The following is a 16,213-nucleotide window of genomic DNA, read 5'->3' as shown; positions in this document are numbered from 1 at the left end:
ACCTTTATTTCCTGATAGGCAGGTAAACCGAGAACTCGGTATGACCCGGCCAACTGGTAAATTCAATTTTGCCGGAATGCTGATCAATCAAATTACGGGCAATGGATAAGCCCAGCCCGGTGCCGCCTTCGCGACCGCTGACCATCGGGTAAAACAGCGTGTCCTGTAAATGGGACGGAATACCCGGCCCGTTGTCCTCAACGTCGATGCGCGCCGCCAGGCGATAACGCACGCCATGCAGCGTCAGCTGGAATGCGGTACGGGTACGCAGAATGATTTCACCGCCTTCCGGCCCTAACGCCTGTAAAGCGTTACGCACGATGTTCAGCAGGACCTGTTCAATCTGGTCCGGGTCGTGAGGCAGTTCCGGCAGACTGGGGTCGTAATCACGAATCAGCGTGACGTTCTCCGGCAGCTCCATCGACACCAGTGCGACGACGCGTTCTGCGACTTTGTGGATACTCTCCGTGACGTGCATACCCGGCTGTTGCGGCCCCAGCAGTCGGTCAACCAGATTACGCAGCCTGTCGGCCTGCTCAATAATGACTTTGGTGTACTCCAGCAACGCCGGGTCAGGCAGGGCTTTACTGAGCAGCTGGGCCGCGCCGCGTAAACCACCAAGCGGGTTTTTGATCTCATGCGCCAGACCGCGCACCAGGTCGCGGGCGGCGATTTGCTGGGCATGCTGAAGCTGTTCCTGGCTCAGGCGACGCTGGTTATCCATCGGCGCCATTTCCAGCAGGATGAAGTTATCCGGCAGGCGCTGGGCGGTTAGCGAGAGAATATGAGAGCGTCCGTCGATCACCAGCGTGACTTCGTTGTCCGTAAATCCCTGACCCGCTTCCAGGCTTTCGCGCATCAGCCCAATATTTAATGAAAAATAGCTCAACAGCTCAGGCAGCGGAGTACCAAACAGCTTGCGGGCGCTTTGGGCGAGCAGCTGTTGTGCGGCCGGGTTGGCGTAATGCACCGCCAGCTCGTCGTCAACCAGTAAAATGCTGTTGATTAAAGAATTGAGGATCTGCCCAGCATCGGGCTGCGTGCCTGTTGCCATTTAGCAGTCTCCTGGAATAGTTTGCACCAATTTAGTGCATTATAGCTTTTTACGTGTAAAAAGCGCGTGGGATCAGAACGTTGGTGGAGAAAAAAGCCCATCGTGTGATGGGCTACAGATGAGTGGCAAACGTTGTGCCGGATGGCGGCTTTGCCTTATCCGGCCTACAAGGTGATGTTACCGGTAGGCCTGATAAGCTTGCGCCATCAGGCGTCTTATCATTCGCCATCAATCTCAAACCTGCCTGAACAGGCTAAAAGTTCCACGGCAACTCAACGATTAAACGCTGTAGTACAGCTCAAACTCTACCGGGTGCGGCGTCATGCGCACGCGGTCATTTTCTTCAATGCGCAGGGCGATGTACGCGTCGATCGCTTCATCAGTGAACACGCCGCCTGCTTTCAGGAATTCGCGGTCAATATCCAGCTCGTTGAGCGCTTCTTCCAGAGAGCCTGCAACCTGTGGGATCTCTTTCGCTTCTTCCGGCGGCAGGTCATACAGGTTTTTGTCCATCGCTTCGCCTGGGTGGATCTTGTTCTTAATACCGTCAAGACCCGCCATCAGCAGAGCGGCAAAGCACAGGTACGGGTTCGCAGCCGGGTCCGGGAAGCGCACTTCGATACGACGCGCTTTCGGAGAGGCAACAACCGGAATACGGATAGAGGCAGAACGGTTACGGGCGGAGTAGGCCAGCATGACCGGTGCTTCATAACCCGGAACCAGACGTTTGTAGGAGTTAGTGGTCGGGTTCGCCAGGGCGTTGATCGCTTTCGCGTGTTTGATTACGCCGCCGATGTAGTACAGCGCCTGCTCAGACAGACCCGCATATTTGTCGCCGGAGAACAGGTTAGTCCCGTTTTTGGACAGGGACATGTGGCAGTGCATACCGGAACCGTTATCGCCGAACATCGGTTTTGGCATAAAGGTCGCAGTTTTACCGAAACGGTGAGCGACGTTGTGCACAACGTATTTGTAGATCTGAATTTCGTCCGCTTTTTTGGTCATGGTGTTGAAGCGGGTTGCCACTTCGTTCTGACCTGCGGTTGCCACTTCGTGGTGGTGTGCTTCTACAACCAGACCCATTTGCTCCATAACGGAACACATTTCAGAACGGATGTCCTGAGAAGAGTCTACCGGCGGAACCGGGAAGTAACCGCCTTTTACTGCCGGACGGTGACCTTTGTTGCCACCTTCGTACTGGGTGGAGGAGTTCCATGCGCCTTCGATATCGTCGATAGCGACGTGGGAACCGGAGATAGAAGAACCGAAGCGGATATCGTCAAACAGGAAGAACTCTGGCTCTGGCCCGAACAGAACGGTGTCTGCGATGCCGGTAGAGCGCAGGTACTCTTCCGCGCGCTTGGCGATGGAACGCGGGTCGCGATCGTAACCTTGCAGGGTGCCTGGCTCCAGGATGTCGCAACGAATAATCAGCGTAGAATCAGCGTAGAACGGGTCAATGACCGCAGTGGATGCGTCCGGCATCAGAACCATGTCGGATTCGTTGATACCTTTCCAGCCACCGATCGAGGAGCCGTCAAACATTTTGCCTTCTTCAAAGAATTCGGCATTCACCTGATGAGCAGGAATCGTGACGTGCTGTTCTTTACCTTTGGTATCGGTGAAGCGCAAATCAACAAACTTCACTTCATGCTCATTCAGCATCGTCAAAACGTGTTCAGCGGACATACTTAACTCTCCCGGATTGGTCATTGTCGTCGTGGTAACGAAGTCTTCAATTCTGCAAAAATTGGCCGTGTCGCCGTAAAAAATACAAAGCGAAATCTGTGCCAACTTTTAAATTGCCCCTAAAAGGCGTTATCATGCGCACCATCGTGCAAAAGGGCCGCACCATAGTGGATATGTTGCACCAATATAGTGCTTTAATGTGAACATTAAGCACTATATTGGTGCAATGGACAGTGAGTGACCCTTTTAACGCTCCGTGAAAGCGATCACAAAGAAACTCTGCAATACTTGTTTGCGGAGGATCTCTGTGATCCTGTTTTGTAGTGCGATTAATCCGTGTACAATAACGCGCTATTTCTAATGCCTGAGGCAAAGTTGTGATCGAAAATTTGCGTAACATCGCCATCATCGCGCACGTTGACCACGGTAAAACTACCCTGGTCGATAAGCTGCTACAGCAATCCGGTACGTTTGATGCGCGTGCCGAAACTCAAGAGCGTGTGATGGACTCCAACGATTTGGAGAAAGAGCGTGGGATTACCATCCTCGCTAAAAACACTGCTATCAAATGGAATGATTACCGTATCAACATCGTTGATACCCCAGGACACGCCGACTTCGGTGGTGAAGTTGAACGTGTAATGTCCATGGTAGACTCCGTGCTGCTGGTGGTTGACGCATTTGACGGCCCGATGCCGCAGACGCGCTTCGTGACCAAAAAAGCCTTTGCTCATGGCCTGAAGCCGATTGTTGTTATCAACAAAGTTGACCGTCCTGGCGCGCGCCCTGACTGGGTTGTAGACCAGGTATTCGACCTGTTCGTTAACCTCGACGCGACCGACGAACAGCTGGACTTCCCGATCATCTACGCTTCGGCGCTGAACGGTATCGCAGGTCTGGATCACGAAGATATGGCGGAAGACATGACCCCGCTGTATCAGGCGATCGTTGACCACGTACCGGCACCGGACGTTGACCTGGACGGCCCGCTCCAGATGCAGATCTCTCAGCTGGACTACAACAACTATGTTGGCGTTATCGGCATTGGTCGTATCAAGCGCGGTAAAGTGAAGCCGAACCAGCAGATCACTATCATCGATAGCGAAGGCAAAACCCGTAACGGTAAAGTGGGCAAAGTGCTGACTCACCTGGGTCTGGAACGTATTGATAGCGACCTGGCGGAAGCGGGCGATATCATTGCAATCACCGGTCTGGGCGAGCTGAACATCTCCGACACCATCTGCGATCCGCAGAATGTTGAAGCGCTGCCAGCGCTGTCTGTTGATGAGCCGACCGTTTCTATGTTCTTCTGCGTAAACACTTCTCCGTTCTGCGGTAAAGAAGGTAAATACGTGACCTCTCGTCAGATCCTTGAGCGTCTGAACAAAGAACTGGTACACAACGTTGCGCTGCGCGTTGAAGAAACCGAAGATGCGGACGCGTTCCGTGTATCCGGTCGTGGTGAACTGCACCTGTCCGTTCTGATTGAAAACATGCGTCGTGAAGGTTTCGAGATGGCGGTTTCCCGTCCGAAAGTTATCTTCCGCGAAATCGACGGCCGTAAACAAGAGCCGTACGAAAACGTCACGCTGGACGTCGAAGAGCAGCACCAGGGTTCTGTGATGCAGGCGCTGGGCGAGCGTAAAGGCGACCTGAAAAACATGAATCCAGATGGCAAAGGCCGCGTACGTCTTGACTACGTGATCCCAAGCCGAGGTCTGATCGGTTTCCGTTCAGAGTTCATGACCATGACCTCCGGTACGGGTCTGCTGTACTCCACCTTCAGCCACTACGACGATATCCGTCCGGGCGAAGTGGGCCAGCGTCAGAACGGCGTACTGATCTCCAACGGTCAGGGTAAAGCGGTTGCGTTCGCACTGTTCGGTTTGCAGGATCGCGGTAAGCTGTTCCTGGGTCACGGCGCGGAAGTTTACGAAGGCCAGATCATCGGTATTCACAGCCGTTCTAACGACCTGACCGTAAACTGCCTGACCGGTAAGAAACTGACCAACATGCGTGCGTCTGGTACTGACGAAGCAACGGTTCTGGTTCCGCCGATCAAGATGACCCTGGAGCAGGCTCTGGAGTTCATCGATGACGACGAACTGGTAGAAGTGACTCCAACCTCTATCCGTATTCGTAAACGTCACCTGACGGAAAACGATCGTCGTCGTGCAATGCGCGGCGCGAAAGAAGAGTAATACGGGCTTACAAAATCGGCCTGATAACTCCGATTCGTAGGCCGGATAAGGCGTTAGCCGCCATCCGGCAACAAAAAGCCGCTGATTTCAGCGGCTTTTTTATTATCCTGTTCAGAAGAAATATTTTACCCCGACACGAATCTGGTTTTGCTCTCGATGGTAGGGCTCCACATTGCGATCCAACCAACGTAACTCTAAGTACGGCAGCCAGTTCTGGTTAATCCGGTATCTGAAAGTATTGGTAATTTCCCAGTGGTGTTTGGTTCCGTTGCTGCTGTTAAAATCATTCACATTATAAAAATAGTGTGGCTCAAAGGTATAAGAAAATTTATCAGTAATGATGAAATTCCAGTAGTTGCCGATTTCATAGCTATCGTTATTATCTAATTCACCATTTAAATCAGTAGAACTGTAGTTATTATGGTTGTAACGATTACGAACCGTCAGGTTAAACCACGGCGTGAATTTATAATTGACGTCCAGATAAACAGCGCCGCCAGAACCGATGCTTTTATCGTTTATCAGACCACCGGGTTGAATGGTTAACCGGTCCGTCGGTTTAAATAACGGATACCAACCCTCAATTTCATTATAGCCATGCTTTAATTCATCATCACGCTGTAGCGTATAGGTGTTGGTCAACATAATTCCAGCCCCCATATCGGAGTTGTAGCCAACGCGCAGCATGAATTCCATTTGATCGGATGCCAGATTATAGGCCTCGCGGTTTTCCACATACGCGCCCGCAAAAACAGAAGTGGAGATAACAGAGGATAACAGCATTATTGTGTTCAACGTTTTCATAGTAAATCCATTTTTTAAGCGTAGGGAGCCGCTATCCATCGAAATGGATAGAGCGGCAATTATTTTATTTAATTAGAACAGAGGTTTTTTAATGGCTTACAACGCCGGTTTGTATCGATTGTTTCTTTCGTTGGCTAATTTCCTCAATAATAAAAGCAAAACGTTTTTCATTGAGCTTATAAAAAAAGCCCATTGTGAGAGCGGCGATAATCGCCAGGCCGCATGGCCAGAGAAATATCAGCTGACGCAGGCCAAGTAACGTCTCCGCGCTTTGCGCTATGTTCGGCACGTAGCCAATTTGCGTCAGCATAATGCCGGGCAAGAAACCCGCCAGCGCCGCAGAAATTTTTCGTGAGAAGGTATAACCGGTATAGACCGACCCTTCCGCACGAATGCCTGTTTTCCATTCGCCGTAATCGACCGTATCAGGAACCAGCGCCCAGTTCAGGCTGTTAACGAACGCGGTGCCGAAAAACGCCATGCAGGAGAAGATCACGAACAGGAAAGAGGTTCCTCCCCAGAGAAAGTTCAGCACATCGCCGATAGCCCACAGCGTCAGGCCGCCGAGATAGACCTGCTTTTTCCCAAACCGTTTTACGGTTACGGGCACCAGCAGTACGCCGACCAGAATGCACCCCATACTGAAAAATCCCATCCATGACAGCAAATGGATGTCGTTCAGCACGTACTGGGTGTAATAGACCTGAATCGCCAGTTTGATGTTAAACGCGGCCAGCGTACATAAGTTGGCTACGCAGAGCACCAGCAGCGGCGGATTGCGGAAAATCGCACAGAAGGATTTAAGAATGCTGGGCTTATGGTGTGCCGGAACGATATCGATATACCGTTCTTTCACCCCGCTGAAACACCACCACATACTGAACAGGCCGCAAACGGAGAAAATCAGCGCGGCTACCAGATAACCCAGAGAAGATGACTGGGTGAAGAGCGCCTGAATTGGCATAAAGCCAACGGTACACAGCAACAGACCGAGCGTTGCGCCGCCCTGACGCCATGCTGCGAGTTGGGCGCGCTCATGCGGGTTTCTGGTGATAGCGGGCACCATCGCCCCGTATGAGCAATTCATCAGGCTGTAAAACAGGCCAAACAGCATGAACAGTACGGTTGCCAGCGCTGTTTTGACCGTCAGTGTAAAATCGGTGGCGAGAAACTGCGCGCTGGCAACCAGCGCGACAGGAAATGATGCATACAGAATGAAAGGGCGAAACTTACCTTTAGCGCCAATATGACGACGGGAATCCAGCAGCACCCCCGTCAACATATCGGTGAACGCGGTAAAGAACTTCGCCACCAGAAAGATAATCCCACCGTAATATGCGGGCATTTCCAGTTCATCGGTATAAAACTTAAGCAGATACAGCGTACCGATACACAGCATCAAATTTGAGCCGAAGTCACCCATGCCATAGGCATATTTTTCCCGTAGGCTCAGTTTTAGCGTCAGCGGATCATGGTCAGACATAATCGCTCCTCAATAACGCCCCGAAGGGCGCCTTTATTATCATTGTTAAGCCGTTTGTTTACGGGCTTCTATCTCTTCAACGATGCGGACATACATCTTCTCGTTGAGGTTGTAGAAACATCCCATTGCGATGATGGTTATCACCGCCAGCGCGCACGGATAAATGAAGATCAGCTGCCGCAAACCTTCGACAGTGCCTGCCGATTGCACCACATTGGGCACGTAGCCGATTTGGGTCAGCATCCAGCCGGGGAAGAAGCCCGCCAGCGCCTGAGACACCTTACGGAAGAAGGTAAAACCGGTGTATACCGTTCCTTCTGAACGCACGCCGGTGCGCCATTCACCGTATTCCACCGTGTCGGAGACCAGCGCCCAGTTCAGGCTGTTCACAAACGCTGAACCGAAAAACGCCAGGCAGGAAAACGCGACAAAACTGACCGAGCCGCCGCCAAAGAAGTAGTTGAGAAGATCGCCGATAACCCAAACCAGCAGGCCGCCGATGTAGACCTTTTTCTTGCCGAAGCGTCTTACCGTGCCGGGCATTAAAAAGACGCCAATAAAAATGCAGCCCATGCTGAAAAAGCCCATCCAGGAGAGAAGGATCGGGTCATTCAGTACGTACTGGGTGTAATACACCTGGATCGCCAGCTTAACGTTGAAAGCGCCCAGGGTGCAGAGATTCGCGATACATAAAATGAACAGCGGACGGTTCCCGGCAATGGCGCGAAACGACTGGAGCAGCCCCGGTTTTTCGGTCGCTTCAACCGGTTTTACCTCCACATAGCGCTCTTTGACGCCTGCGTAGCAGAGCCACATAAACAGCAGGCCAAACAGTGAGAACAGCGTGGCGGCGAAAATATAGCTTAGCTGTGCGTTCCCTTCGATCAGATTCATCACCGGAACAAAACCGACGGTGCACAGCAGCAGGCCGAGCGTGGCGCCGCCCTGACGCCAGGCGGCAAGCGAGGCGCGCTCATCCGGGTTTTTGGTAATGGCGGGCACCATCGCGCCATACGAACAGTTCATCATGCTGAAGAACAGGCCGTACAGCATAAACAGCACCGTCGCCATCACCGTCTTACCGGTGATTTCAAACGGCGTGCCAACAAAGTTGGCGATGGCCAGCAGGGTCACAGGAAACGCGGCATAGAGCACGAACGGACGGAACTTGCCTTTCGGGCCGATTTTACGCCGCGAGTCGAGCATAATCCCGGTGCCCATATCGGTGAAGGCGGTAAAGAATTTGGCGATCAGGAAAATAATACCGCCATACGTGCCCGGTAGACCCAGCACATCGGTATAAAACTTAAGTAAATAAAGCGTACCAATATCCAGCAGGATATTGGAGCCTAAATCACCCATCCCATAGGCAAGTTTTTCTTTAAACGGCAAGCGTAGGGTCGCCGGATTTGATGACGTTTGACTCATTATTTTTCTCCATATGCCCGTGAGTTTCCCCACGGGCGAGCCGTATTAGATAGTGCGTAAAGAGGCAAACAGAGATGCCCACTCGCTCTCTGCACGGTAAAAGACCGGAGGCTTGCCGAGCGGCGCGTCCACGGTAATCTCGCCGCCGCGAAGCGTTTCGCCCGTCCACGCGTTGATCCAGTTATCCTCAGGCAGATATAGCGTCCAGTCGCGGCGTCCTTGTTCGTGGACCGGCGCAACCAGCAGGTCGCGACCCAGCAGATACTGGTACTTCAGGGTGTAGGTCTGCGTATCGTCCTCGTAGTGCAGGAACAGCGGGCGCATGACCGGCAGACCGGTTCTGGCGTTCTGCGCCACCGCCTGTTTGAGATACGGTTTCAGGGTGGTAAAGACGGTTGTCATACGGGCAAAGTGGGCGATAGTTTCCGCGTCGCCATCAAACTGCCAGTTATCGCCGGGGCGGTTCCCTTCGTGGGTACGCATCATCGGGGTGAAGGCGCTGAAGTCACACCAGCGCAGCAGCAGCTCTTTGCTACGCTTCATGTCGAACAGGGTGGTATAACCGCCAATATCGCTGTGATGCAGACCGTGACCCGTCATCGCCAGCGACAATGCGGCAGGCACCACGGAGGCGAGACCGTCGTCCAGACTCCAGTCGACGTTCTGATCGCCCGCCCACATCATGGTGGAGTATTTCTGGCTGCCGGTATAACCCGCACGCATAAAGAACAGGATCTCGCCCAGCTTGCCGGTCTCTTGTAGCGCTTCGTAGTTACATTTCGCCCACAGCGCCGGCCAGGCGTTATGCATAATTTCCGCGCTGACGCCGTTATGCAGGTAAGTGTCGGTTGGCAGGTATTCCCCGAAATCCGCCATCCAGCCGCCGCAACCCAGCTCAATCATGTTTTTCTTGATGACATTCTTGAACCAGTCATAGGCTTCAGGATTGGTCAAATCCACGACGCCGCCATAAAACTCGCCGAACTCAACCAGATAGTCATCGCCCGCAGCGTCTTTTGCCAGATAACCGTGTCTGGCTGCTTCGGTGCAAAGATCTTTATCGCTGGCGACGTAAGGATTGATGTAGGAGAGGAACTGCACGCCTTCTTCTTGCCACTGCTTGATACGGGTATCCAGCTGCGGATAGTTGTCGCTGTTCCACTTCCAGTTCCACATCACGCGTTTGCCGAAAGAGGTCATGCGGATGCCGGACCAGTCCTGCGCCCAGATGCCATTCACCTTCACGCCTGCGTTGCGCATGGTGTCCAGCTTCTGCTGGCAGACGTCGGTGCCGCCCTGAATGCCGAGCGTCACGCCGTCGTAAACCCAGTCCGGCAACACCGGCTGGCGGCCTAACAGCGCCGTCAATTTTTCCAGCAGGGCGATGTAGTTGTCGGCGCATTCAAAACGCAGGGTGGCATTGTCTTCCCATAGCGCCAGCTCATGGTATTCCGGCGCGCTAAAGTCGAAATTCATGTAGCAGCTGTTATCGACGTGGCAGTAGTACTTTTGCGTGCTGACAAAAGTGGGCTGTGGGAAAAAGGTCCAGTAGTAATCCCCGCCCGCGTTTTCTTTGCAGTCCGCCTGCCAGGTGACATAGCTGTTTTTGTTGCGCCCGACGCCTTGTTCGCTGGTCCAGAGCGGGAAAGGCTTGCCGCGCAAATCGAAATAAGAGAACTGTTCGCCGCAGCCATAGATGTGATCTTCTGGTTGGGCGGCCAGGCGTAACCAGATGCGGTTATGGGTAAGATCGCTGTTTTGCAGTTTCAGCGTCAGGCGGCCCGCCTCATCGGTGGCGATGTGTAACGCCGCGCTGATGGCATCGCCGCGATTGAAATGGATCAACCAGCCATCCGGGGACTGGCTTATCGTTGCGTCAGTCAGCGCGATTTTCTCATTCAGCTTATCTTTTATGCTGAAATTACCGCGAAACATGTCGATATCGGCGACGCCGGCGCCGATCCACAGGCAGGGATTTTCTGCGCTGTGGGATAGCAGCAGACGATCTTGCCAGCTCAGGGTGAAGCCGCCATCGGTTGTTGTCAGGGTGATATTGTGTAGGGTATGCATAAGTTTTCTATCCTCAATGTTGCCGGACGGCAGCGCTCTTGCCTACGGTTAGCATGTCGCTCGTCGGCCGGATAAGACGCCTTAACGTCGCCATCCGGCATGTCATATTGTTATTTCGCGTTGCTATCCAGCAGGCCCGCAGCAACGGCGGGCGCCAGCCCCGGCGCCAGCGGCAGGCGCGGGATCACCAGGCAATGCAGCAGGTGGTAAATATCCTGCTTGCCGTCCCACACTTTGGTGGTCACCTGGTTATTGGTATCCAGCTCCTGCCACCACGAACCGTTCTCGTAGTCCATCAGATAAGTGATGCAGTAATCCCACCACTTCTGATACCAGGCTTCGTATTGGCTATCGCCGGTGAGGGTATACAGGGCGTAAGCGGTGCCCATTGCTTCCACAATCGGCCAGCGCACTCTTTCACGTACAATCGGTTTGCCGTCCCAGTCCACGGAGTAGACGAAGCCGTCTGCGCCATCGGGCGCCCAGGCGTCGCGAAGGGTGGCGTGGAATAACCCTTTGGCATCTTCCAGCAGCCAGGCGGGCGGAGTTTCAAAACGCGCTTCCAGGGCCGCATGCAGGTGCAGCATCAGGCGACCCCACTCGATCCAATGCCCCGGCGTGCCGCCGTAAGCGCGGAAACGGTGGGCAGGGTTATCTTTGTTGTAATCGCGAATGGGGTTCCACTGCGCATCGAAGTGCTCGTTGACGCGGTAGTCGCCGTTGCGGGCCACATCGTGAATAATGACAGAGGCGATGCGCAGCGCGCGGTCGAGCCATTTACGATCGTGGGTCACGTCGTACACGATCAAAAAAGCCTCTACGGCATGCATGTTGGCGTTGCCGCCACGGTAATCTTCGGTCTGGCTGAAGGCTTCGTCCCAGGACTCCAGGCACATCTGCTCCTCTTCGCTCCAGAAGTATTTTTCGATGACCTCGATCGCGTCATCCAGCAGTTTTCTGGCCTGTGGATGGCCCGTGGTGACGGCGCTTGCCGCCCCTAACAGGACGAAGAAATGCTGATATCCCTGTTTGGAGGCGTCCATCACGCCTTCATCGTTCACACAGGCATACCAGCCGCCGTAGCGCCGATCGCGTAACGCGCCGTTCAGCGCGTTAATACCATGGTCGACTAACTGATATGCGCCCGGACGGCCCATTGATGCAGCAACGGAATAAACGTGCAGCATACGGGCGGTAATCCACAGGTGCGTACCCATCTCCGCTCTGATCTGCCCCTGGTTTCCCAGCCAGCCGAAACCGGTAGGTACTGCGGATTTTTTCCCAAAGTCAAAAATGCGATCGGTTTCTTGCTCCAGCCAGCGGTTGTGGCTCAACGTGTTAAACCATTTCATGCTTTCATCCTCACATTAACGACGGCGGGCCATCATTTCGTCGACGATCTCACCCAAACGCTGCAACTTAGGCACAGAAATATCACGCAGCATCAGTTCGGTATCCGGCAGGCCAATCACCGATGACCAGACGGCGCGACCCGCCAGAAAACCAGATGCGCCTGCGGTCATTGCGACTCTGACCGCCCGAGGGAACAATTTTTCATCAATACCGGAAGAGAGGATGACCCACGGCATATTGATATGCTCGTTCAGGCGCTGTGACGCGGCGAGAAGGTCGTGCTGCGCGCCTTTGCCGTACAGCGGCATTTCAACTTTGTAGAGATCCGCGCCGCTGTCGCCCAACTCTTTCGCGGCATCAATGATGGCCTGTTCACGGTCGAACTTATCGCCACGGCGAGGTGGGCGCACAACCGGTTCGATAATGCTCACCAGACCATTGCTGTGGCACATCTCATTAAATTCTTTGACCATATCAAGACGCTGTTGGGCATCTTCATCGCTGCGCCAGAGCACCAGCAGTTTTAGCGCTTTACCGCCGTCTTGCTTTATCGCTTGTGGATTGATCTTTTTATCAATGACGACGCTATCGACAGGAATGCCATTGCCGGGAATGAACGCATCGGCGGCGACGATCATGGCGCAGTTTTTTGCAATCGCGTTTTGCTCCACCACCTGGCGGTAACAGAACTGTTGGTCAATCAGAATGGCGGAGGCATAAGGAGACAGCGCTTTTGCGGCATTCACTTTGAAATCCGTCAGTACGCTGTCGGCAACAGGAGACTTCGCACCAGCAGCTGCAAACATTAAGCGCATCGCTTCACGCTGATCGACCGCCAGCATGGCAAAGCCGCCGGATGCGCGCGTAATGTCTTTGATGGTGTAGTTGTTCATTCAGTTTTCCTTTATTCAGTCGTTACATTTTGAATTTGTTCGGTAATCCGGCGCTGTTACGCACCTGTTCGAGAATGGCTGTCCAGTCTTCCCGGCCACGACCGGCGGCGCGAGCCTGGTTATAAACTTCACGGGATGCGGCGCCGAGCGGCATCGGCACATGCAGTTGGTTGGCAACATCCAGCGCAATCCCCAGGTCTTTGTGCGCCAGATCGATCATGAAGGAGGGAGAAAGGTCGCCTTTCAGCACTTTGTTCGGCCAGGAGGTGGTGAAGTGGCCTTTGCCTGCCGGGGTTCCGCTCATCACTTTTAACGCGACGTCGAAGGAGAGGCCCAGCGCTTCGCATAACGCGGCGGCTTCGGCAGAAAGCGCATTCAGCGCGATGCTCATATAGTTATTGATAAGCTTTACGCGAATCCCCATGCCGGGGCCGCCAGCGTTAATCAACTCATTGCCCATCGCCATCAGTACCGGCGTTGCGCGCTCCACCTGTTCTGCGCTGCCGCCTGCCAGTAATAGCAACGTCCCCGCAATGGCGTGATCGGATGTTCGACCGACCGGGACATCCATCATGCTGAACCCTCTGGCGCGCATATCTGCGATAAGTTTGTCCGTCTGTAGCGGATGGATGGTGGACATATCGATCACCAGCGCGTCCTGCGACAAGCCTTCGCAAACGCCTTGATCGCCGAATAACACGCTGCGAACGAGATCACCATTAGGCAGCATTGTGATGACAAACTCGGCCTCTTTCGCCGCCTGCGCCGGGCTGCTGGCAGGACGAGCGCCTTTTTCCACCAGGGTCTGTATGGCGTCGGAGTTCACATCAAAGACGCTGAGCTGATGGCCCTGCTTGAGCAAATTACTCGCCATGGGCGAACCCATCTGGCCTAATCCGACAAATGCAATCACTGCCATATCGTTCTCCTGAAACGTGAATGTCATTTTTTGTCACTTGTGTGACGCTGATTTTGTCTGTTTTTGATCGTATTTGTAATTTATGGTCAAAAAATTGACAGCCGTCACTTTTTAAACATTTTGCGAAATTAAAATAATCGCATCCCGAAATGCTTAAGGAATGACCATGATTCGTGTTGCTTGTGTGGGTATCACCGTGATGGATCGCATCTATTACGTTGAAGGTTTACCGACTGAAGGAGGTAAATATGTGGCGAAACGTTATACGGAAGTGGGCGGCGGGCCTGCTGCAACTGCCGCAGTGGCTGCGGCGAAACTGGGGGCGCAGGTGGACTTTATTGGGCGTGTGGGAGATGACGACACCGGAAGCAGCCTGCTGGCGGAGCTGGAATCCCTGGGGGTAAATACCCGCTATACCCGGCGTTACGCGGGGGCGAAGTCCTCACAGTCTGCGGTCATCGTCGATGTGAAAGGGGAGCGGATTATCGTCAATTATCCCAGCCCGGATTTATTGCATGACGCTGACTGGCTTAATGAGATCGACTTTTCTCAATGGGATGTGGTGCTGGCGGATGTTCGCTGGCATGAAGGGGCGAAACGGGCATTCACGCTGGCGCGCCGGGCCGGAGTCATGACGGTTCTGGATGGCGATGTGACGCCACAGGACATCAGCGAGCTGGTGGCGTTAAGCGATCATGCCGCCTTCTCTGAACCGGGTCTGACGCGCCTGACGGGAATACAGGATACCGTAAGCGCGTTAAAAAAATCACAAATGCTCACAAATGGACATGTCTATGTCACGCGCGGCGGTGAAGGATGCGACTGGTTAGACGATAATGTCTTTCGGCATCAACCCGGATTCCCGGTAGAGGTGGTCGACACCACCGGCGCGGGGGATGTTTTTCACGGTGCGCTCGCCTTTAGCCTCGCGGGTGGAACGCCGGTCGAAGAGGCCGTCAGGTTTGCCAGCGGCGTGGCCGCACTGAAATGCACCCGACCTGGCGGGCGTGCCGGAATCCCTGACTGTGATCAAACCCGATCTTTTCTGTCACTTTTTGTATAAAATGTAAGGCAATGGTTTTTCGAGGAATTTGCATGAGTCTTACTGAACTGACCGGTAACCCACGGCATGATCAGTTGCTGGCGCTGATTGGCGAGCGCGGTTACATGAATATTGACGAACTGGCTGGCCTGCTGGATGTGTCCACGCAGACCGTGCGTCGCGATATCCGCAAACTGAGCGATCAGGGATTGATTACGCGTCATCACGGTGGCGCGGGACGGGCTTCCAGCGTTGTGAATACCGCCTTTGAGCAGCGAGAAGTCTCCTGGACGGAAGAGAAAAAAGCCATCGCGGAAGCGGTGGCGGACTATATTCCAGACGGCTCCACGGTATTTATCACCATTGGTACGACCGTTGAGCAGGTAGCGCGGGCGCTGTTAAACCACAATCATCTGCGCATTATCACTAACAGCCTGCGTGTGGCGCATATTCTGTACAATAATCCGCGTTTTGAAGTGATGGTGCCCGGCGGAACGCTTCGCCCGCATAACAGCGGCATTATCGGCCCTTCTGCGACGGCGTTTGTGGCGGGGTTTCGTGCGGACTATCTTGTCACCAGCGTCGGCGCGATAGAAAGCGATGGCGCGTTGCTGGAGTTTGACGTCAATGAAGCCAGCGTGGTGAAAACCATGATGGCTCACTCCCGGCATATTCTCCTTGCTGCCGATCATACGAAATACCATGCTTCCGCAGCGGTAGAGATTGGCAACGTGTCGCAGGTAACGGCGCTGTTTACTGATGAGTACCCTGGCCCGGCATTGCATAACCTGCTTCAGTCACAGCAGGTTGAGATTGTCCAGGTTAGCCCAGACCAGGATGACGCAACGTCAGTCTGAAGGGGTTATAAAAAGAACCGTCTTTTTAGACGGTTCTTTTTCACCTTTTTGCTAAATATATAATCATCCTGGTGGTGATATAAAAATCTTAAAATAAAAGCCACCTGCTTATTGTTACCCTGATAGCTGTTGTTTTATAAGACGTTTATTCTCCTGCCGGAGATACTTTTATTTTATAAAAATAGTTATTAAGAATAATGCCAATAAATAAGGTGCATTTTATTTACTGTTATCTCATGAGCCCCTGCCGTACATTGACAGATTAAATGAATACTTGTATTTATTCTGCTAAGGTGACAATTCATTACGCCTTTGAACTCTGACTCTTTAACTATTTAAAGATGAGCGGATGGATTTCGCCTTTTATAAATATCTTATGTACGCGTCTTTGATGCTTTTATCCGAATAAAAAAGCCTTAC

General features: G+C 53.2%; 12 protein-coding genes. 3 read left to right on the top strand and 9 right to left on the bottom strand.

Features of this window, described 5'->3' with window-relative positions:
* Nucleotides 1–4: 4 nt before the first annotated feature.
* On the bottom strand, nt 5–1,054 hold the full coding sequence (gene glnL, locus OGV82_RS17235; protein WP_047459914.1) for a nitrogen regulation protein NR(II): 1,050 nt from the start codon (nt 1,052–1,054) through the stop codon (nt 5–7).
* 279 nt (nt 1,055–1,333) lie between these two features.
* Nucleotides 1,334–2,743 carry a glutamate--ammonia ligase gene (gene glnA, locus OGV82_RS17230; protein ID WP_024130676.1) on the bottom strand — a complete coding sequence of 470 codons (1,410 nt, stop codon included), beginning with the start codon at nt 2,741–2,743 and terminating at the stop codon, nt 1,334–1,336.
* Between the two features lie 377 nt (nt 2,744–3,120).
* Between glnA and typA the strand changes: the two genes are divergently transcribed.
* Nucleotides 3,121–4,944 carry a ribosome-dependent GTPase TypA gene (gene typA / locus OGV82_RS17225; RefSeq protein ID WP_012133937.1) on the top strand — a complete coding sequence of 608 codons (1,824 nt, stop codon included), beginning with the start codon at nt 3,121–3,123 and terminating at the stop codon, nt 4,942–4,944.
* A gap of 111 nt (nt 4,945–5,055) precedes the next feature.
* On the opposite strand, the gene ompL is transcribed toward typA, so the two are convergent.
* From ompL to yihU, 7 genes are all read right to left on the bottom strand, one after another.
* Nucleotides 5,056–5,748, bottom strand: coding sequence for a porin OmpL (gene ompL / locus OGV82_RS17220; RefSeq protein WP_024130675.1), 693 nt, complete (start codon nt 5,746–5,748; stop codon nt 5,056–5,058).
* 88 nt (nt 5,749–5,836) lie between these two features.
* Complete coding sequence (locus OGV82_RS17215) at nt 5,837–7,231, bottom strand: MFS transporter (RefSeq protein WP_047459910.1); 1,395 nt, start codon at nt 7,229–7,231, stop codon at nt 5,837–5,839.
* A 45-nt stretch (nt 7,232–7,276) separates the two neighbouring features.
* Nucleotides 7,277–8,659: an MFS transporter gene (locus OGV82_RS17210; protein ID WP_047459908.1), complete on the bottom strand. Its 1,383-nt coding sequence runs from the start codon at nt 8,657–8,659 to the stop codon at nt 7,277–7,279.
* 45 nt (nt 8,660–8,704) lie between these two features.
* Nucleotides 8,705–10,729: an alpha-glucosidase gene (locus tag OGV82_RS17205; protein ID WP_047459907.1), complete on the bottom strand. Its 2,025-nt coding sequence runs from the start codon at nt 10,727–10,729 to the stop codon at nt 8,705–8,707.
* Nucleotides 10,730–10,839: 110 nt separating this feature from the next.
* Nucleotides 10,840–12,081 (bottom strand): sulfoquinovose isomerase, encoded by a 1,242-nt coding sequence (gene yihS, locus OGV82_RS17200; RefSeq protein WP_047459905.1) that lies wholly within the window; start codon nt 12,079–12,081, stop codon nt 10,840–10,842.
* Between the two features lie 15 nt (nt 12,082–12,096).
* Nucleotides 12,097–12,975 (bottom strand): sulfofructosephosphate aldolase, encoded by an 879-nt coding sequence (gene yihT, locus OGV82_RS17195; protein WP_047459903.1) that lies wholly within the window; start codon nt 12,973–12,975, stop codon nt 12,097–12,099.
* A 22-nt stretch (nt 12,976–12,997) separates the two neighbouring features.
* Nucleotides 12,998–13,894 carry a sulfolactaldehyde 3-reductase gene (gene yihU / locus OGV82_RS17190; RefSeq protein WP_047459898.1) on the bottom strand — a complete coding sequence of 299 codons (897 nt, stop codon included), beginning with the start codon at nt 13,892–13,894 and terminating at the stop codon, nt 12,998–13,000.
* Between the two features lie 166 nt (nt 13,895–14,060).
* Between yihU and OGV82_RS17185 the strand changes: the two genes are divergently transcribed.
* The gene (locus tag OGV82_RS17185; RefSeq protein ID WP_047459895.1) at nt 14,061–14,957 is read left to right on the top strand and encodes a sugar kinase; all 897 of its coding nucleotides are present in this window, start codon (nt 14,061–14,063) and stop codon (nt 14,955–14,957) included.
* 32 nt (nt 14,958–14,989) lie between these two features.
* Nucleotides 14,990–15,793 (top strand): DeoR/GlpR family DNA-binding transcription regulator, encoded by an 804-nt coding sequence (locus OGV82_RS17180; RefSeq protein WP_047459893.1) that lies wholly within the window; start codon nt 14,990–14,992, stop codon nt 15,791–15,793.
* The last annotated feature ends 420 nt before the right edge of the window (nt 15,794–16,213 follow it).

This window comes from Citrobacter sp. CK191 (assembly GCF_030333435.1).
Taxonomy (GTDB): Bacteria; Pseudomonadota; Gammaproteobacteria; order Enterobacterales; family Enterobacteriaceae; genus Citrobacter_B; species Citrobacter_B koseri.
Note: the sequence above shows the minus strand (reverse complement) of the source record. Positions and strands in the feature narration are given on the sequence as shown.